The 19,156-nt window shown below is 42.8% G+C and carries 21 protein-coding genes and 1 pseudogene; 15 read left to right on the top strand and 7 right to left on the bottom strand.

Features of this window, described 5'->3' with window-relative positions:
• Positions 1-14 precede the first annotated feature (14 nt).
• A complete protein-coding gene (chrA, locus tag ACP7BU_RS03955) occupies positions 15-1,220 on the bottom strand; it encodes a chromate efflux transporter (protein ID WP_396468985.1) in 1,206 nt (401 codons plus the stop codon).
• A 123-nt stretch (positions 1,221-1,343) separates the two neighbouring features.
• Here chrA and ACP7BU_RS03950 point away from each other — a divergent pair, with 123 nt between their 5' ends.
• The 7 genes from ACP7BU_RS03950 (at position 1,344) to ACP7BU_RS03920 (ending at position 7,278) form a co-directional block, all read left to right on the top strand.
• Positions 1,344-2,348 carry a patatin-like phospholipase family protein gene (locus ACP7BU_RS03950; RefSeq protein WP_425878746.1) on the top strand — a complete coding sequence of 335 codons (1,005 nt, stop codon included), beginning with the start codon at positions 1,344-1,346 and terminating at the stop codon, positions 2,346-2,348.
• A gap of 347 nt (positions 2,349-2,695) precedes the next feature.
• Positions 2,696-2,872 carry a hypothetical protein gene (locus ACP7BU_RS03945; protein WP_167333208.1) on the top strand — a complete coding sequence of 59 codons (177 nt, stop codon included), beginning with the start codon at positions 2,696-2,698 and terminating at the stop codon, positions 2,870-2,872.
• Between the two features lie 287 nt (positions 2,873-3,159).
• Positions 3,160-3,681 carry an acyl-CoA thioesterase gene (locus tag ACP7BU_RS03940; RefSeq protein ID WP_004280680.1) on the top strand — a complete coding sequence of 174 codons (522 nt, stop codon included), beginning with the start codon at positions 3,160-3,162 and terminating at the stop codon, positions 3,679-3,681.
• A gap of 150 nt (positions 3,682-3,831) precedes the next feature.
• Entirely contained in the window at positions 3,832-4,395 is a 564-nt protein-coding gene (locus tag ACP7BU_RS03935; protein ID WP_253174384.1) for a TetR/AcrR family transcriptional regulator, read from the top strand.
• Between the two features lie 40 nt (positions 4,396-4,435).
• On the top strand, positions 4,436-5,611 hold the full coding sequence (locus ACP7BU_RS03930; protein WP_425878749.1) for an MFS transporter: 1,176 nt from the start codon (positions 4,436-4,438) through the stop codon (positions 5,609-5,611).
• 26 nt (positions 5,612-5,637) lie between these two features.
• A complete protein-coding gene (locus ACP7BU_RS03925) occupies positions 5,638-6,531 on the top strand; it encodes a LysR substrate-binding domain-containing protein (RefSeq protein ID WP_425878751.1) in 894 nt (297 codons plus the stop codon).
• A 132-nt stretch (positions 6,532-6,663) separates the two neighbouring features.
• Positions 6,664-7,278: a glutathione S-transferase family protein gene (locus ACP7BU_RS03920; protein WP_425878962.1), complete on the top strand. Its 615-nt coding sequence runs from the start codon at positions 6,664-6,666 to the stop codon at positions 7,276-7,278.
• Positions 7,279-7,357: 79 nt separating this feature from the next.
• Here the strand turns inward: ACP7BU_RS03920 and ACP7BU_RS03915 are convergent, their stop codons facing one another.
• Together ACP7BU_RS03915 and ACP7BU_RS03910 are read right to left on the bottom strand one after the other, a co-directional pair.
• Positions 7,358-8,962, bottom strand: coding sequence for a bifunctional 3-(3-hydroxy-phenyl)propionate/3-hydroxycinnamic acid hydroxylase (locus ACP7BU_RS03915; protein WP_425878753.1), 1,605 nt, complete (start codon positions 8,960-8,962; stop codon positions 7,358-7,360).
• Between the two features lie 353 nt (positions 8,963-9,315).
• Positions 9,316-9,549, bottom strand: a complete 234-nt coding sequence (locus tag ACP7BU_RS03910) for a hypothetical protein (protein WP_004645811.1) — start codon at positions 9,547-9,549, stop codon at positions 9,316-9,318.
• A gap of 391 nt (positions 9,550-9,940) precedes the next feature.
• On the opposite strand from ACP7BU_RS03910, the gene ACP7BU_RS03905 reads away from it, so the two are divergent.
• The 5 genes from ACP7BU_RS03905 to ACP7BU_RS03885 all read left to right on the top strand — a co-directional run bounded on the left by ACP7BU_RS03905 (position 9,941) and on the right by ACP7BU_RS03885 (position 14,766).
• Positions 9,941-10,948 (top strand): CobW family GTP-binding protein, encoded by a 1,008-nt coding sequence (locus ACP7BU_RS03905; RefSeq protein ID WP_425878755.1) that lies wholly within the window; start codon positions 9,941-9,943, stop codon positions 10,946-10,948.
• A gap of 101 nt (positions 10,949-11,049) precedes the next feature.
• Complete coding sequence (locus ACP7BU_RS03900; RefSeq protein WP_026056583.1) at positions 11,050-11,580, top strand: YaeQ family protein; 531 nt, start codon at positions 11,050-11,052, stop codon at positions 11,578-11,580.
• Between the two features lie 85 nt (positions 11,581-11,665).
• Entirely contained in the window at positions 11,666-12,289 is a 624-nt protein-coding gene (locus tag ACP7BU_RS03895) for an MgtC/SapB family protein (protein ID WP_409666464.1), read from the top strand.
• 85 nt (positions 12,290-12,374) lie between these two features.
• Positions 12,375-12,713, top strand: coding sequence for an FKBP-type peptidyl-prolyl cis-trans isomerase (locus ACP7BU_RS03890; protein WP_004280661.1), 339 nt, complete (start codon positions 12,375-12,377; stop codon positions 12,711-12,713).
• A 241-nt stretch (positions 12,714-12,954) separates the two neighbouring features.
• Positions 12,955-14,766, top strand: a complete 1,812-nt coding sequence (locus ACP7BU_RS03885; protein ID WP_425878758.1) for a sensor domain-containing diguanylate cyclase — start codon at positions 12,955-12,957, stop codon at positions 14,764-14,766.
• Here the strand turns inward: ACP7BU_RS03885 and ACP7BU_RS03880 are convergent.
• Positions 14,763-15,230: a GNAT family N-acetyltransferase gene (locus ACP7BU_RS03880; protein ID WP_086044556.1), complete on the bottom strand. Its 468-nt coding sequence runs from the start codon at positions 15,228-15,230 to the stop codon at positions 14,763-14,765. The genes ACP7BU_RS03885 and ACP7BU_RS03880 overlap by 4 nt on opposite strands.
• A 370-nt stretch (positions 15,231-15,600) precedes the next feature.
• Between ACP7BU_RS03880 and ACP7BU_RS03875 the strand changes: the two genes are divergently transcribed.
• From ACP7BU_RS03875 to ACP7BU_RS03865, 3 genes are all read left to right on the top strand, one after another.
• Complete coding sequence (locus tag ACP7BU_RS03875) at positions 15,601-16,086, top strand: hypothetical protein (RefSeq protein WP_044108560.1); 486 nt, start codon at positions 15,601-15,603, stop codon at positions 16,084-16,086.
• A gap of 259 nt (positions 16,087-16,345) precedes the next feature.
• Positions 16,346-16,621: a hypothetical protein gene (locus tag ACP7BU_RS03870; protein ID WP_425878761.1), complete on the top strand. Its 276-nt coding sequence runs from the start codon at positions 16,346-16,348 to the stop codon at positions 16,619-16,621.
• A 149-nt stretch (positions 16,622-16,770) separates the two neighbouring features.
• Positions 16,771-17,268 carry a DUF2505 family protein gene (locus ACP7BU_RS03865; protein ID WP_004280652.1) on the top strand — a complete coding sequence of 166 codons (498 nt, stop codon included), beginning with the start codon at positions 16,771-16,773 and terminating at the stop codon, positions 17,266-17,268.
• A gap of 121 nt (positions 17,269-17,389) precedes the next feature.
• Here the strand turns inward: ACP7BU_RS03865 and ACP7BU_RS03860 are convergent.
• From ACP7BU_RS03860 to ACP7BU_RS03850, 3 genes and pseudogenes are all read right to left on the bottom strand, one after another.
• Positions 17,390-18,063, bottom strand: a pseudogene (locus tag ACP7BU_RS03860) (DUF1345 domain-containing protein).
• Positions 18,064-18,261: 198 nt separating this feature from the next.
• Complete coding sequence (locus ACP7BU_RS03855; protein ID WP_253172353.1) at positions 18,262-18,711, bottom strand: YbjQ family protein; 450 nt, start codon at positions 18,709-18,711, stop codon at positions 18,262-18,264.
• A 3-nt stretch (positions 18,712-18,714) separates the two neighbouring features.
• Positions 18,715-19,071 (bottom strand): YbjQ family protein, encoded by a 357-nt coding sequence (locus tag ACP7BU_RS03850; protein WP_425878763.1) that lies wholly within the window; start codon positions 19,069-19,071, stop codon positions 18,715-18,717.
• Positions 19,072-19,156: the final 85 nt, after the last annotated feature.

Genomic DNA, 19,156 nt, shown 5'->3' with positions numbered 1-19,156 from the left:
TGTGCCAAAGTTATTTAAAAGAAATTTAAATAACTTTGATAAAGCACGAAGCCCAAAATCAGGCTGAACCAGACTGGTAATTTTGAGCGTAGCAGGGCAATCATCACTGCGACAAAGACCAGGTCGGAGCCATAACTAAAATAACGTTGTGAAAGATCCAGCAATAAATACAGCAATAGCCCCACCACCGCAGCATTGATGCCCATCACCGCCTGATGAATATGGCGCTGCTGCATCAACCATGACCAGTAGGGCAAGGTGGCAAAAATCAGGAAAAATGAAGGTAAAAAGATTGCGCAGGTCGCTAGTACTGCATTCAGCCAGACATAGGGCGTCCAAGGCTGCAAAGCACCAATATAACTGGCAAAACTGAATAAAGGCCCCGGCATAAGCTGGGCAAATGCATAGCCAAGATCAAAAGATTGTGCACTCACTAAACCAGTCGTGACAAAGTCCTGATGTAACAAAGGCAAAATCACATGACCGCCACCAAACACCAGCGAGCCAGTCTGATAAAAATTGGAAAAAAATTGCAGCTCCGATTCACCCCATAATTTTCCAGCTAAGGGCAGCAGCAAAAATGGCAGGATAAATGCCAGTAACCAATAAGGTGCAGCGGCAGATCGAATATAAGGCGAGCTGATTGCCGTTTTGTTAATTTCTTTGGGTTTCGAATCTGATTGGGAAAAATATCCAGCCAAGAGTCCACAGATTGCGCCCAGTATAATCACCAGAATCTGGTTAAAACTTACTGAAACGACTATCAGTAATGCGACAGAGAGGATTAAGACAGCGTATTGCCAAACCGTTTTACAGAAGCTTCTCAGCATTTGCCAGAATGCCCAGGCGATTACAGAAAATACAATTAACTGGATGGTATGAAAGCTGTTTGAGTTTAAAATATGAAAATAGCTTTGACCCAATAACGCCACCAAGGTCATCAGAATCATTGAGGGCAGGGTAAAACCCAACCATGCGATCACGGCACCAGTATAGCCCCGTTGCAGATAACCGATCGACAGCCCCACCTGACTGCTGCTCGGCCCGGGTAAAAGTTGCGCCAAAGCGACCAGTTGACTGTACTGGGTGTCATTCAACCATTGCAGTTGGGTCACAAATTTTCGGTGAAAAAACACCAGATGCGCCGCTGGACCACCAAATGAAATGCAGCCCAGTTGCAGGAAAATCAGGAAAATCCGGTACAGTGAGATTGAAGGCATACAGTTATGGGAAAAATGAAGATAAAGTAGCTGAACTGTATGACAGTTTTACGAAATTCTACAGACTATTTATGCATGTGTTTATACACTATGCTGCTTTAGATTAATGAGGACATTCTCTGCATGCAGAAATATGTGTTGAGTATGGTGATACTGGGTACATTTGGCCTAAGTGCTTGCCAAACGACCCCAATGACAGCCCAAGCGGCGACTAGTCATCTACAACCTGCTGCACAACGCGGAGAAGCTCAGGCACGTCCGAATCAAATTGATTTTCAAAAGATCAAGCAAACCCAGCAACGTCCGGTAGTTGCTTTAGTTCTGGGCAGTGGCGGTGCGCGTGGCTATGCGCATATTGGTGCGTTGGAAGTACTGGAACAGGCGGGTATTCAACCAGATTTTATTGTCGGAACCAGTGCGGGCAGTATTGTGGGATCCATTTATGCAAGTGGCAAACCGGCGATTGAACTGCGTAATATTGCCCTCAACATGCGACCGAATGATGTCCGTGATATCAAGCTGGCCAGAAAAGGTTTTTTTGATGGCAAGAAAGTTGAGGACTATGTCAACTTGCAAGTCGATCAAACCCCGCTTGAAGCCATGAAAATCCCGATGTTTGTGGTAGCAACCGCGCTGAAAGAAGGCAAGAAAGTCGTCTTTAACTATGGCAATACCGGACAGGCGGTACGTGCTTCAGTCTCGATTCCGAGTATGTTCATTCCGACCATCATTCAAGGTAAAGAATATGTAGATGGTGGTCTAGTCAGTCCGGTGCCGGTCGATGTGGCACGTGAGTTGGGAGCCGACATTGTGATTGCGGTAGATATTCTGGCACAACCCATTCACACGGAAACCAGCAATGTCTGGGGACTGTTTAACCAGAATATCAATATTATGCAGCAACATCTGGCGCATGAAGAATTAAAGCATGCAGATGTGGTGATTCAGCCGGATTTACGCGAAAAAGGCCATATCTTTGATGTCCGTGGCAGGGAACTCACCATGCAGGCCGGTGCCGAGGCGACCCAGTTAAAGTTGATGGAAATTTCACAAGCCTACCAAAAACATGATTATGCTCAAGGACATCGGATTCCACAGTTTGTGGTACATGAACATCAAGCTCAATAAATCTTTTTTTTGAAATTTCTGTTTATCCCTATATCGCACAACCGCGGTATAGGGATATCCAATCAAGAGAATGAAAGATCATCGGCTGTAACGCTTAACTGATTGTTATAAAAGATAAGATGATTGCCTATGTGTATCAGTCAGTCGGAATTATCTCAAAAGATAAAATTAATTTTAAACATAACAAATTGAATTATAAGTATATTGTTTTAAATAATAAGCCTTATTCGTCCTAAATTAAAATTTTAATATTATTATACGTATACTTAAGTTGATCAAATATTCAAAAGCATCCGTGTTCATGCCAGAATGCAGTTTGAAAAGATCACTGCACAGATGTAGATAGCATGATGCATATTAAAATTGGACAGCAGGTCAAACTGGCACAATTCGAACACTATATTTTTACAGTGACCGCACGCCATCAGGATGGTTCTTTTACCGTTGAAACGACCTTGGATGGTCAACAAATTTTAAGTTATCAGAACGTGGCACAGGAAATGCTCAGGCCAGTGATGCTTTAAATCACGCAGAGTCTTTCTATTTTCCTGAATTATTTTTGTTCAAAGCTTAAAACAGTGAAAAATTCTCAGTTGCTGTGTGATTAGCCCCAGATAAATAAGTGTTGATTTATTGGCACTTAACTTTCTAACTGAGATTTTAAGCAATTAAATATATTTTTTTCTGTATGAATACATTTTCTATATCAATAATTGTGATGCTTCATTTGCCGAATTGAACATTTTATTCATGCTAAAAACGCTATAATAATAAACGATAACCTTGTCATTCAAAGAGTTCAAAGAAAACGATGGCCCCTTTAGATCAAATTGCAGCAGTGTCGGATGACCAGTCAGAGTTAACGATGTCAGTTCTCATGACGCCAGATATGGCAAATTTTTCAGGAAATGTTCATGGTGGAACCATTCTGAAATTATTGGATCAGGTGGCGTATGCATGTGCAAGTCGCTATTCGGGTAGTTATGTCGTGACCTTATCTGTAGACAAGGTGAATTTTAAAGAGCCAATTCACGTCGGTGAATTGGTTACATTTCTGGCCAGTGTGAATCATGTTGGCCGTACCTCGATGGAAATCGGGATTCGTGTAGAAGCTCAGAATATTCAAAAGAGAACGGTACGTCATACCAATAGCTGCTATTTCACCATGGTTGCGGTGGATGAAAATGGTAAACCAAAACAGATTCCAGCTTTGAACCTGGACAATGACTGGAAACGTTGCCGTTTTGAAGCAGCAGAACAGCGTAAAGTCGCGCGTTTGCAAGAAAATCATCATCCTTCATGCAGCATTTATAAAAAGACTGCACAGAGTTAATTTAAATCGTGATTGAGAAAAGACCTTCATATGAAGGTCTTTTTTTTGCATCAATTTCAGTTTTTCACTGGAGCTTTGTTATTTTTTACCCTAATATAAAACGATACGTATCGTTTCGATTTTTAGATCTTAAAAGTTAAGTAGAAAAATATGAGCAGTGACGAAAAAAGTTCCCGACGACAGCAGTGCATTTTACAGGCGGTCGCAGATGCGCTGGCAGAATGTGAATATCATCAGCTGACGATTGAAGATGTAGCGGCACGTGCCGGCGTAGGCAAGTCCACGATTTATCGATGGTGGAAACATAAATCGGAACTGGTGCTGGACACTTTCAAACAGCATACAGCTTCGGTATTTGAGCTGGATGCCTCTAAAAGCCTGAAAAGTAATCTTATTCAACAACTTGGTTCTTTATCTCAGGCACTGAATCATCCGGTGGGGCGGGCTTTGCTGGTGGTGATTGCCAATCACCGTGAACTGGCAGGTGAGTTCTTTCAGCAATATCTCTTGCCACGTCGGCAACAGACTCATCAACTGATTCAGCAAGCGATTGAACGGGGAGAAATCCGCGCGGATTATCCTTTTGATTTGATGCTGGATACCTTATACGGCCCGATTCATTACCAGATCATTTTTTTCAACCGGATTCCAGATGAACACTATATCCAGAATCTGGTCGAGTTGGCCTTGTATCCTGTCGCTATTCAAGCCTGAGTTTGTGCTATTTCCCTACAAATTTTAAAAGTTGGTGATTATGTCAGTTAGCGCTGAGCGGTTATGGAATCGCTCATTTATCTTGTGCTTATTCAATAATTTTTTCCTGTTCGTTTATTACTTTGCCTTACTGACCATCTTGCCGATTTACATCATGAAAGATCTGGGCGGTTCGGTAAAAGAAGCTGGGTTGGCGCTGACGCTATTTTTGGCCTCTTCGATTGCGATTCGGCCATTTTCCGGCATGATCATCGAAAAGCTCGGCAAGAAAATCTCGATGCGCGGCGCAGGTGTGATTTTTGCCTTATTTGCCTTTAGTTATTTGCTGGTGGATAGCATGTGGTCGCTGTTGCTGGTGCGTTTTTTACATGGCATCTGGTTCAGTATTTTGACCACGGTGGCAGTACCTGTCGCCAATGAATTTATTCCTGAACAGCGCAAAGGCGAGGGCATGGGTTATTTTGTCATGTCGACCAATCTGGGTGTGGTTTTTGGGCCCTTGCTGGCATTGACCGTAATTCAGTTCACCAGCTTCAAAGTCTTATTTGGCATTCTTGCTGTTATCATTTCTTTGGGGCTCATTTTCTGTTGGATGCTCAAAATCACAGAGTTACCAAAACCTGAAGCTATAAGCACAGAAAAAACTAGCTTGAGCTTGCAGGATATTCTGGAAGTCAAAGTTCTGGCGGTAAGTTTTGTGGCTTTACTAACCGCTTTTGCCTACTCGGGCATCATGAGTTTTATTATTGCATTTAGTGAAACCAAGCAGCTTTTAGCCTATACCAGCGTATTCTTTATTGTCTTTGCAGCGTCCATGTTGCTGGTCAGACCTTGGATTGGAAAGATTTATGACCGTAAGGGACCCAGTGCGGTTATTTATCCTTCCTTTATTTTCTTTGCCATTGGTCTGGTGATTGTCAGCCTGATTTCCAATCAATGGATATTATGGTTGTCAGCGGTGTTTATTGGCATCGGTTATGGTTCAATGTTCCCATGTTTGCAGACCTTGGCCATTCAGTCGGTCGACAAACAGCGTATGGGACATGCGATTTCAACCTTCTTTACCCTGTTTGATCTGGGTTTAGCGATCGGTTCCGTGGCAATGGGAGTATTGATTGCCTATTGGGGCTTTGAAACCACCTATGTTTTGAGTGCTGTACTCGTCATTGTGACGATATTGGTTTATCGTCAGTATGTTGCCAAAAAGCAAAAATAAGCGCCCGGCAAGTTTGGAGTTATAAAATGGAATTAAGACATTTACGTTATTTCGTTACAGTGGCGCAGGAACTGAACTTTACCCGTGCCGCGGAAAAATTAAATACGGTACAGCCATCACTGAGCCAGCAAATCAAGGATCTGGAACGTGAGGTTGGCGTACAGTTGCTGGAGCGGAATAACCGTAAGGTCGGGCTCACTGAAGCCGGTCAGGCATTTTTAAAAGAAGCTTTATTGAGTCTTGAGCATGCAGAGCGCGCCATTCAGACTGCCAGACAGATCGCCAATGCACAGCAGGACCAGCTGAATATCGGTTTTGTCCCGGTCGCGGAAATGAAAGTCTTTCCTTATATCATGCTGAATATCCGCGCGCATTTTCCTGAACTGAAAGCTCAGTTTCACAGTCTGACCGATGCAGAACAGTTTAGTGCCTTAAGAAATGGACAGATTGACATTGCCTTTACCCGTTATCCGGGGCAGTTGAGTGAATTTGATTCGATTCGCATTTTTGATGAGCCTTTAACCCTGATTGTGCCGAGAGATTCCCCGGCTGCGGCCTTGTCCTATGTCAGTATCAAGAGTTTTGAAAATCAGGACTTTGTGATTAGTGGTGAGCAGTCCTCACCGCAACTGCATAAGCTGATTCAGGATTTTTTTAAACAGTCCAAATTAAAAGTGAATGTGGTGCAGTATTCCACCAATATTCTGCTCAATGTCAATCTGGTGGGAATGGGCGTGGGCTGGAGTCTGGTGCCAGCCTATGTGATTCCATTGCTCGGCGATAATATTGTGGTGAAAAAGACCCTAGAACCCTTACCGATGATTGGACTGTATGCCAATTATCGCAAGGATCAAAAACATGTGGTGATTGATCTGATTTTGAAAGTATTAAAAGAAAAGTTTTGTGTGGATCTTTTTTAATATTTAAACCTTCAATCTGCCCATCTAAAAAGCCGTGCGACAGAAATGATCTGTAGCACATCCTTTTAAATGGGGAGACTAAATCGCTTTATACTGAACATCTAATAATAAAAAACTGGTTGAAGCAGGATGATGAAGCTCTATAACAATCCGCAATCACGTGGCCTGACCTTATTGCCTTTGCTGAAAGAATTGCAGATTGAAGACCAGATTAAGCAGATAGAAGTTGCCTATGAGCATATGCATCAGCAGGCGTATACACAGATCAATCCGATGGGAAAAGTTCCCTGTCTGGTAGATCAGGAGGTCGTCATTTCAGAAATGGCCGCCATTTTTATCTATCTGGCAGATAAATATCGTGACAAAGGATTGGCACCTACTTTGGATGATCCGAAGCGTGGAGCGTATTTGAAATGGATATTTTTCTGTCATGGGCCCTTCACCGAATATATCGATATAAAAAATTTGCAGGTACCGCCAGAAAATATTGAAAAGAACCGAAGAAGTTTAAGTTTTGGGAATGAAGCAGCCGTATTTGATTTTCTGAAACAGGGTATCGGGCAGGCCAGTCCTTATCTGTTGGGTGAAAAAGTCTCGGCGGCGGATCTCTATGTGGCTTACTGTTTGATCTTTGCGATCTCTGCGAAAATTTTACCGAAATTTGATAAGTTCAGGCCCTTCCTGCAGCAGATGGCTCGCCGTGATTCCTTGAAAGATATTCCGTGGTTTCAGGAATACCGAGTCTAATTCCTCGGTCTATATATTGTCCGGGATATCTAAAAATAATAAAAAAACCACGCCGAAGCGTGGTGAAAGGTGACCAATATTATTTCAGGTAAAGCTTTTTAAACAGTTGCTGGCTGGTGCTTTCCATCGATTGAGGAATGGCCAGCGCAGCCACGAAACGGTCAGGACGCAAGATTACAACTGAATCAGACGTGTTACCAAACCACGAGCGGATATCTGTGCCGATATCACCAATGGTAATAACATCTTCATACTCTTTGCGCTGGCTATTTTGCAATTGCACCGCCGGAATTACCTGAATGAATTTCACACCGAGCGATTTCCACTGTTGCAACGTCTCCGGGCTGAGACCCCATTTCGGATCAACACCCCAGGCAATAATCGCAAAATCATTGCCGATCACTTCATCCAGTAACACGGTTTCACCCGAAGCCAGTTGAACTTGAGGCTGGATAAACATCTTGCCGACCGGAGAGTTCTTGGCTCCATTACTCAAAAGTGCACCGTCATGATATTTCGGCATTGGTTTAAAGCGCATTTCCAGCAGATACTGTTTGATCGGCTTGATGTAGTTCAGGGCATAGGCAATACCATCACGAACAAAACCTTGCCATTTTTTCGGTGGTGCCAGTACATGACCTGCCATCACCGACAGATCAATCATCGCCTTGGCATGGTCTTTACGTTCGATCTGATAAGAATCTAAAAGTGCTGGGCCAGCTTTACCTTGAATAACCAGTGCCATTTTCCAGGCCAGGTTAAAGGCATCACGCATACCGCTGTTATAACCCTGACCTTGCCATACCGGCATGATGTGCGCAGCGTCACCGGCAAGCAAAATACGGTCGACACGGAACTTGTCCGCAATACGGGCATTATGAGTATAGACACGCTGACGGATCACTTCGATACCATCCGTGCTTGGTAAAACCTTAGAAAGAAGTTTGGCAATATTTTCCGGTTTGCTCAGTTCTTCCTGCGTTTCACCCGGCATGACCATAAATTCAAAACGGCGGATACCATGTGGCAAGGCGGCCGATACATAAGGACGTACCGGATCACAACATAGGTAGATATGCGGTGTAGCAAGCGGGTCGTTTTCAAGATCGATCACGATCCATTGATTCGGTGCGGTTTCACCTTCAAAGGCAATGCCCAGGTTGCGGCGCACATAAGAATTACCGCCATCACAGGCAATCAGATATTGAGCGCGGATGGTTTCTGCATCGCCCTCTTTATTTTGCAGATTGAGTGTTACGCCGTCAGCATCTTGACTAAACTGGGTCAATTGACGAGAAAATAGCACTTGGGTGTTTTTATATTGCTTTAAGCCTTGCAGCAGAACGTTATCGACTTGTGGCTGAATAAAGGCATTACGGCGCGAGAAACCAAACTCACGTGTTAAAGGCTGAATATCTGCAAAACAGCGACCTTTAGGCGTCAAGAAGCGCATCGCATGATTCGGAGTGGTATGCGGTAAGACTTGATCGACTAAACCCAAAGATTGAATGGTACGTAAGGATTCATCATCGATTCCAATCGCACGTGGATAATCAATCAAACTATCCAGTTGCTCGACAATCGTGACAGCTACGCCTTGCTTGCTTAGATAGTTGGCAATGGTTAAGCCTACAGGGCCGGCGCCAAGGATTGCCACTTCAGTAGTGTAATTAGTATTGCTCATAGCGAATGTCCACTCAATCGACTTGCATTTGATGCTATTAAGGGACAGTTAGAAGCCAGAAACAAGTTAGGCGATAGTAGCTTAAGTATATGGATAATATTGGATTGAAATAGGTGGTTTTTAAATAAATAATTGATTTTAATTATAAAAATAATAAAAATTTGATAGCCTGTATTAATTCTATGATCAGTTTTGAGTATGGTGATAAATAGATTTTATGCAATAAAAATGCTGAACCAGCATCAAGCATGATTCAGCATAGAATAATATCGGGGGCAGTATAGGACAAAGCCTACTGGAGAATTACTGTCCCTGATATCTTCATTGAAGGATTAAACGAGTTGTTCAATCACTTAACGTGCAGCAGGTTTTGCAGGTGTCGTAGTTTCCGCAGCAGCTTCAGAGGCAGCAGGCTGCTCTGCAGATGCGCCTGCAACAGGAGCATTCGATTCAGGTAATTCCTGGGTAGTCACAATCACTTTTTCTTCTGCAGTGGTGGTTTTCGCATCTGTAGTTTTACTATCAGCAAAACTGGTGGCTGCAGCAGCAGTAAGCGTAGTGGCAAGTAAGATTTGTGCATATTTCATTTTTGGCATCCTTTTATTCATGTCATGTAATCTGCCGAGCTGACCATCACATCAATTCGACAGATGCCCATCCTAAGCACTGAAATTTTACTGAGCAAATCAATTAACAAAAGCGACACGCAGGGAATAACCCAGCAGATACAAAACTGAGAAAGTTGTTTTATTTCTGTTAATTATGCGGAGTTTTATTTAATGAAAGTGTGTGTGAATATTTCAAGAATCCAATTTGAAATAAAAGTTAACATAGAAAATTGGTAATTTGGGATCATTCCATTAATTTTTATCTCTGTGATTTTCACGCCGTGTTTGCGAAGAACACGCATTTTAAAGTCACACTGTGCTTTATAATGCAGAGTATTGCTATTTCTATTCAATCTCTTGAGAGTCGATTTTGAAAATTCTGTCAGCGTCGCAGGCTATTCCTGTCCATATCATTTCCGGATTTTTGGGTGCAGGTAAAACCACACTACTCAAACATTTACTGCAGCAAAAACCGGAACAGGAAATCTGGGCGGTGCTGATGAATGAATTTGGCCAGATTGGCGTAGACCAGCAGTTATTGCCACAAGATCAGGGTTATGCGGTCAAAGAGCTGTTGGGTGGTTGTCTATGTTGCAGTAGTCAATTGCCGATGCAGATCGCCTTGTCGCGCCTGCTGTCAGAAGTGAAACCGGATCGCCTGTTTATCGAACCTACCGGGCTGGGGCACCCGGGACAATTACTGGAACAGCTGACCGAACCGCACTGGCATAGCCATTTGAACATGCAGGCTTTAGTCACCGTGGTGGATGGGTCGCGTTTGCATGACCGGGACTGGACCCAGCAAAACCTGTATGCAGACCAGCTCAAGGCAGCGCATATTGTGGTGATTTCACATACTGACTTGATGACAGCCGCAGATCACGCAGCGCTCACGCAGCTTCAGGCAGAATATCAACCTTATGCCCAACAGTGGCTGTTCACCGAGCATGGACAACTCGATATTGAACAGATCAAGCAGGAATATCGGGGTTCTGCCCGTCAGATTCAGCCTTTGTTAAAACAGCAACAGACCCCCCGTTCAGCGGATACGCCCGTAGTGATTCAGCAGATGCCTTATCATTATGTAGAAAGCGCGCAGGGTTACCAGGTCGCTGGCTGGAAATTGCCAAAACGCTGGCAATTTAATTTTTATGATCTGCTGGATCTGCTCTGTGAACAAAAAGACTGGCTCAGAATAAAGGGAATTTTTCATACCGACCAAGGCTGGAAAAGCTTTAATTTTAATCCGGAGCAGTTTAATTATCAGTCGGCAGATGAAGGCATTGATAACCGGGTGGAAGTGATTTATCAACAGTCACGCGATTGGCTGGCATTTGAAACTGCCCTGATGCAATGTCGTATCGATCCAGAAAAATAACGGTACTGTTTCTAGTGCGCTGAATGAATTATTGGCCTAAATCTGTTCAGCAAAATAGCGCTAAATCTTATATGCTAGGCGCCAAATTTGAGGATTATGTGATGGCGTTAAAAGCGACGATTTATAAGGTTGATTTGAATATTGCGGATATGGATACGCATCGTTATGCAGACTATCAGCTGACGATGGCGCTGCATCCTTCAGAAACCATTGAACGCTTGATGGTGCGTATTCTGGCCTATGCACGCTATGCCGATGAAGCACTGGAATTTACCAAGGATCTGTTTGAAACCGATGAACCGGCACTCTGGGAAAAAGATCTGACCGGTCAACTGGTCAAATGGATTGAAGTCGGTAGCCCGGATGAAGATAAAGTCAAAAAGGCCAGTGCGCGTTGCAAGCAGGTCGCAGTTGTCACCTATGGTTCTGCGGTGGATGAATGGTATAAGCGCAGCAGCAAATTAAAAACCTTAAAAAATGTGGAAGTGTGGAAGTTATCTACCGCAACCACCGACGCATTGCCACAATTATGCGAACGCACCATGCAGTTACAGCTCAATGTGATGGATGGTGAATGGACCTTGATCGGTGATCAGGGCCAGGTGCTGGTGGAGTGGGAACAGTTACAATAAGGCCAAATAAGGATGCAAGTCTGGACTTGTATCCTGTAGCTCAAATTGCGTATATCTGAGGGATAAGAATACGCAGGGCTGCACCATGTACCATGAACTTTATGATTTACTGCTGGCTGTCGCGATCGGCGCAATTATTGGTGCAGAGCGTGAGTATCATAGTAAATCTGCCGGACTGCGTACCATGATTATGGTCAGTCTGAGTTCCTGTTTATTTACCATTATCTCTCTGAAAATAGGCGTGGCCAATCCTGACCGGCTGGCCGCTAATGTCTTGACTGGACTGGGTTTTCTGGGTGCCGGTGTTATCCTGAAAGATGATAACCGTATTTCTGGAATTACCACCGCAACCACGATCTGGATGACGGCAGCACTCGGCATGGCGGTCGGTGCAGGCTATGAACTCTTAAGTATTTGGGCTACTTTTATTGTCATGGCGGTGCTGGTTCTATTGATGTATGTCCAGCGCGGCATTGAATCTCTGAATCAGGAACGCAGCTATGAAATCGTCTGCCCATTCGATCAGAATGATTCCGATCACTACGAAATGTTATTTAAACGTTATCAGTTAAAAGTGGTGCATTCCTCACAAAAAAAAATTGATCAACAGATTGTCGGACGCTGGATTCTGATGGGATCGGCCAAGAATCATCAAGAATTAACCCAGCATTTACTCAATGACAAGAATATTCAGGAACTCAGCTTTTAACCCATCAATGGCCCAGACTTAAAAAAACAGAGCAATCCGGTTTATACTGAGCTTTGAATTTTATGCCCCTCTCAGGTAAATAACCATGATCAACGAACTTGAAATTATTGATTTAAAAGTAGGCGAAGGTAAAGAAGCGGTAAAAGGTGCCTTAATTACCACGCACTATACTGGCTGGCTGGAAGATGGAACCAAGTTTGATTCTTCTATTGACCGTGGTAATTATTTTGAAACTGTCATTGGTACCGGTCGTGTGATTAAAGGTTGGGATCAGGGGATTCTGGGAATGAAAGTTGGCGGTAAGCGTAAACTGATGGTGCCTGCACATTTGGCCTATGGCGAACGTAAAATGGGTAAAGTCATTCCAGCCAATTCCAACCTGATTTTTGAAATTGAACTGTTTGATGTAAAAACACGTGATTAAAATGATTTAACTTGCTGAATATAAGTTATATTTTTTATTCAAAGATATACGCTGGTTTCGGTGCAGTTGCTTCAAAATAGGCTGTGCCGGATAAGCTACAAAAAACATCTAAAAAGATTTGAAATCAAAAATATTCCTTGTAAATTATAAGAATAATAAAGAATTATCTTGAGATAGAACGTATTTGCATAACTCGATAAGGAATGTCTGTTTCTTCGTATTTGTCTGTGCCTTGAGCTGGATGACTTGCATCATAAGTTCAGCAATCGCTCAGGATGAACTCCCTTCGCCGTCATTTCAGCAGCAATCTCACGACCATATTACTGAAGTTCATTTTACCGAACATAGCACTAGTGCCTTGCAGGGAAAATGGCTGTTTTATCCGAGTCAGTTTATTGTTCAGCCCAGCCCCGTACTCCAGTCAAAAACAGTTGAATTGCCAGCCTCTTTTAAAACTCTAGCGGGTTCAAACTCTGGCTACGGTACCTTTATTGGTTATTTTAAAATTCCGAAAGAATTTCTCGGGCGACGCATCGCGATTCGGATTCCAACCCAATACGGCGCCTATCGGGTATATGTCAATGGACAGTTTATTGTCCGTCTCGGGGAAATCAGTACCACACCTGACAAACAGGTGACTGAGAAAGCACCGCGTATTGGCTATTTTGTTCCAGACACTGAATATATTACTTTAAGTATTCAGGCTTCCAATTATACCCACTTGCATGGCGGTCTCGAACGACCAATGCAGATCGGCGTTGCAGCTACCATCAATCGCCAATTCCAGCAGCTCATGATGAGTATTGCCATGGTGTGCGGGGCGGTACTTGGGGTGGGGGTGTTTACCATTCTATTTTCGGTATTCCGGGGATCACGAGAACGTAACAGTAAAAGTATCTTTGTTTTTGGCTGGTTTATTGTCTTTTTGGCCCTGCATAATCTGTTTTCTGCACCTTATGCCTATTCGGTATTTACCAATATTAATTGGCTGTGGGGAACCCGCTTAGAGTATCTGTTTACTTTTATTGCTGCCTTCTTTTTTCTCAGCTATATGCATCTGTTTAACCGGCGCTATTTAAATCCGGTGATTTATTATATCGCTGTGGCATTACTGGTTTTTAACATTATTTTTACCCTATTTTCACCTCCTGAGATATTTGAACGAGTAGCCCTATTTAGTGCGATTTTTGCCTTGGTCATCATCGGTAATTTTATTTACGGCTTTTATCAGACCTTACGTTATAAAGAGCATTATTCGCGTTTAAATCTGATTGCGATTATTTTCCTTTGTGTCACCTTTTTGAATGATTATCTGTTGCTGATCAATGTAATTAAAACCACGCATCTGTTCTTTATCTCAACCAGTATCTATGCCTTACTAATTATGTTTCAGCAGTCCAGACATTATGCACATCAAACTTATGAGACTGAACAGCTAAACCTGAACCTGATCGCGCTCAACGATTCACTCGATCAAAAAGTCAAAGAACGCACTCAGCAGCTGCGTGAAGTGAATGCCAAACTGGAACAGCAAATGAATATTGATGCGCTAACCGGAGCTTTTAACCGGCGTGCCTTAAATCATGAAATCCAGCAGCAATTTTTACAGACCCGGCAACAGCCGCAACATACCTTAATTTTTGCCATGCTCGATGTCGATTTTTTTAAAAACTATAATGACTACTATGGCCACTTAAAAGGCGATGAAATCCTGAAAAATCTGGTCAGGATTATTCAAGGCACTTTGCCACCGTCTGGCTATCTGGCACGTTATGGTGGTGAAGAGTTTGCGATTCTGCTCACTGGAATGCCGGTTCAAACTGCCCTTAAAAATCTGGAAAATGTGTTAAACCAGATTCGGGAACAGCGTATGCAACATCTGAATCGGCCAGATGAAAAAGATTATGTTACGGTTAGTATGGGCGCGGCCTGGGTTGAACAAAAACATGGCTATGCAGATATTCATGAATTGATGAAAGCGGCAGATGTGCAGCTCTACGCCGCCAAACAGGCAGGACGTGATCAGTTGAAAATTGAAAAAGAGGCCGATTAAAAAACATATTTATACAGATAACGCGATTCATCTTCTGGCTCGGCAGAATGGGGATGAAAGCCGCAGTGTTGATAATAACTTAACGCAGTTTGAGTAGACTGTATTTCAATCTGATGAATTTTTTTCTTTAATAAAGCGCGATGCATTTGTTGAAATAACTCGGTGCCAAATCCCAGTCTTTGGCAGTGTTGGGCCACATAATGCATCCGGATTTCTCCAGTATCACTGACCAATAAGAACCCGACGACCTTGTCATAGATGAGATAAACCCAGCAATCGTTATACAGCATATCGACAATCAGGCTGGCATGATCAAATTTTTCTAGCCAGGTTTGAATTTTGCTTTCTTCACGCTGATGATCCAGTACACAGGACTGAATGCTGTCATGAATGACCTGAATAATTTGAGGTATATCTTCGACCTTCCCTTCACGAATCATAATATTATTCATTTTCTCGAACATTTATAGGGAAGGTTTATTGGATAAAAAAGAAGAGGGTAAAAAACAGAACAATATTGTAGTTTTTTGAGAATCTTTACTGTGATTTATCAATGTGAAGATTGGTTCTGTTGCTGATTTGTCCTGTTTGTTTATCTCAAGTTCTTGAATCTCATTAGGGAGTTAAAAATAAAAAATCAAAGTAAATCAATTTTTAAATAAATCGAAGTTCGAATCTGGGTAAAATGAGCAAGCAGAGAAGATAAATAGTAAAAATAAGCCTCAAGTTTGCACTGTATAAAAAATAGACGTATGCTGGGTCAAAAGGGACTATTCAAATGAATCTTGATCCTATAACCATAAAAATAAAATTAGTCACATGAGATCATCCACCATGCTGAAATTACTGCTCCTGTTATGTGTTTTATTCATGTTGAATGCTGCCTGGATCGTCGGCAGAAAGATCTATAAAGCTCAGCGCCATCTGGCGCGTCAGCGTCCAGAAAAACCGGCACAGATTTCCAGCATGACAGAGCAAGAGGTCATCGAGCAAGAGCAGCAAGTACATCTGGTGGATGCTTATGAACTGGAACTGTTTGACGATGTGGCACAGCTATTCTTTCAACGGCAGGTGCATATTGAGAATCGGGCACAGGCCGAACAGTTACAGCAAGAACTATTACAAAAAATGCCGATGCACAGTGGCACCCAGATTCGTCAGATGGACTTAGGCGAATGGTCTATTTTCTGGAATTTTTATGATCAGTCACTGGAATATTATGTCGGTCGCTATGGCGTATTCTATGCACATGTCGACCGTTTTGGAGAAGAGCACCGGCAGGAAATCCGCAGGGAACTTTTGCATTCTGACTGTGCTTAGAACACCACTTTCAGTCATTTTCTACGACTGAAGATCTTAGGCTACGTACTTAAGCCATTACAATTCAGAAAAGGTATCTCATGCCTTAGCTCAGATTTTTTCTGCCTCTTGGCGGAAATAGCCCATATAATTTATCTCCTTTAAGCCATAATCTTGCGCTAGAAAAACCTCAAAACTCGCGAGTCGTATCCTCGAAATAGTCATTTAAAATGTACGAAGTCTGGCGAGCAATGATCCGGACTAAAAAGGCAGAAATACTATGATCATTGATTTTCATCAAGCACAATTACAGAAGTTTATTGCTCTGGCGATGAAGATCCAAGCTGAGCCTGAACAGTATTTGCAGTTTGATTCGGTCTCGGATTTTTATAAGGCTGACTGGCTGCAGGCTTTCCCAGCTGGAACTGAATACTATGTTTCCGGTCTAGATGATGGTGCCGATGAGTTTCATGCCGTGATTTATTATGGCGAAGCGCAGCTACAGATCAGCTGTGGACAGGCACAGCTTTCAGTAAAACTATGTTGCAAACATTGACCGGGCTGCCGGAATTTCCCGATAAAAGAATAATGACATCCGCTATAAAGTTGATATAAATTGCAGAGTCATCTCTGTATCTGATTTTTATTCGCATCAGCCGAGAGTGGCATAGGCGAATATCGTAATAAAAATAAGGAAAAAATAGCATGGCACATCAGTTCACCGTGAAAGCAATTATCAATGGCGTGTCTATTGATGAATTTAAGCGTTTGGCCAATGATATTCGTTTGCATGAGGCAGTTTGCCATCGAATTCCTGCGCAAAACTTGGAAATTCTGGTTTCGGAAAAGCAGGGGCATATGTATACCCTGAAACGCGCTTATAATCTGGATGTTAATATTCCGGATATCGCAAAAAAATTACTCAAAGATGCATTCCGTTTGCAGCGTACCGATGTCAGCGATCTGAATGAAATGACTTCGACGGTACAACTCGGTGCGAACTTGCCGATCGAGGCCATCTGTCAGCGTGCAGTTACCGGAGATGAAGATCAGATCCAGTTTCAGTTAAACTGGACAGTCAAAGTCAAAGTACCTTTGCTGGGTGGCATGCTAGAAAAGCATGCTGAAGGTGAAATTCGTAAATTTAGTGAAATTGAACTCAGCATCGTCGAAGATGAATTGCGTAAAGGTCTCACCGCTTGAAGCAATCAAATAGTGTGATTGACCTAATTTCAAAACTGGTCAGGTAGACGCCGGGTAGTGGTAGTTGATTGGGTGGTAGATCGCCACTTTCAGTGTATTGCCACTATCCAGGAAACCCAGCTTAAGTGCTGATAAAGTTTGCCGTCACGTTAATGCTGATGGCCAGAATGGTGGTATTGAATCCGTAAGCCAAAAGCAAATGTAGGGTATTCAAGACTCGCATGGATTGGCAAGTAATGGATACATCTGCAGTTTGCGCAGAAGTCCCGATGATATAACTAAAATACAAAAAGTCTGGATAAGTCGGTCTGGTGGTATTGGGGAAATCCAGTCCACCTTGTTGCTGTTTGTCGAGCGCCAAATAAAAGTCATGTGCATAATGAATTGCAAAAATCGTATGCATCAAGAACCAGGCTGAAATAATGGTCAGAACTGACAAGATTAAATGACCGGTTCGGATGGTAGTATCTTTAGGTAAGTGATTAATTTCAATAATAATCGCTATAAAACACATGATGAGGGTGGTGATCACCAGAAACAGAATGATCCATTTGCTGGCATCCTGTTGCATGGCGCGTTGCAGGATATGAGCATGATCAATACGCCAGAGTTTTTTATGGTCAATAATAAATAAACGTAAATTGCGATATTCCAGCTGATCAACAGGCAGCTTGACCAGCTCAAAGGGGTGAGGGCTTGTAAAACCAGATAAAATCCAACGATTGCTGGGAAAATAATAAAGAAATACAGACGGGATTGAAGTGCCGTTTTTATAGATTGAAGAAACTGCATCATGTCATTTATATTTATTTTGCTGATTTCTCAAGATCCTAGCACAGAACCGTTTGCAATAAAGAAGATTGCAACGGTCTGAGTTATTTCCTCTACGACATTTCATCCTAAAGGTGTCGAACTGATTCGAGTTGAGTCATTTGACTGCGCGGATCGCGTAGCAGGCGTCATTATCTCAATAGATTTTTTCTGAACTGATGTTTAAACGGATTGAGCGGGTTGTTGGATTGCAGTGCCATAAGCAAAGACTTCCACCATGCCACCTTGCATACCGAGTTCAGTCGTGCTGAGCCGAATGCCCATAATCTGAGTCGCACCAATTTTTTCGGCTTCCAGTTTTAAACGTACAATCGCTTCACGTCGTGCGCGTTCTACTACACTTTCATAGCTGGTCAGACGGCCACCCAGCATATTCTGCACATTGGCAATCGCATATTTAAAATAATCATGGGAAATGACCACATTGCTGCTGATCATCTGTCCGGAATATTCAGACACAACGAAGCGGCTATTGTTCACCCGGATATAGGCCAGACGTTGTTCCTGTTCATCCAGATAACGAAAATGTTTACGTTCGTTATAACGACCAAAGCCGAAACCGACACTAAACAGAATGGCAAAAATGATGATCTGGAGAATTAAACCATCCATGTTTTAATCTGCCTGCGGAAAAGGGTCGGGCAATTTTGGCATGATCGGATCAACCACTACGGCTGTCCCATAAACAAAGAGTTCAGAAGCACCTTGGGCAATATTAGAGGTCGAGAAACGTATGCCGACAATTGCATTGGCACCCATGCTGCGGGCTTTTTCAATCATGCGGTTCATGGCTTCCTGACGGGATTCTTCCAGCAGTTCAGTATAGGCGGTAAGCTCACCACCGACAATATTTTTCAGGCCGGCCAGTAAGTCACGTCCGACATGTTTGCTGCGTACGGTACTGCCATACACCACATCAATTTGCTGGCGAATGGTATGTCCCGGTACAGATTCCAGATTGCTAATTAACATGTGCATGTTTTCTAAATAAATCGCTAGTCTATGACAATAGGAAAACTGCCTTGAAAATGCAATAAAAAAAGCCCACTGAAGTGAG

Source organism: Acinetobacter sp. 40AMC3-4 (genome assembly GCF_049898185.1).
GTDB lineage: Bacteria > Pseudomonadota > Gammaproteobacteria > Pseudomonadales > Moraxellaceae > Acinetobacter.
This window is presented reverse-complemented; position numbering and strand designations above follow the sequence as displayed.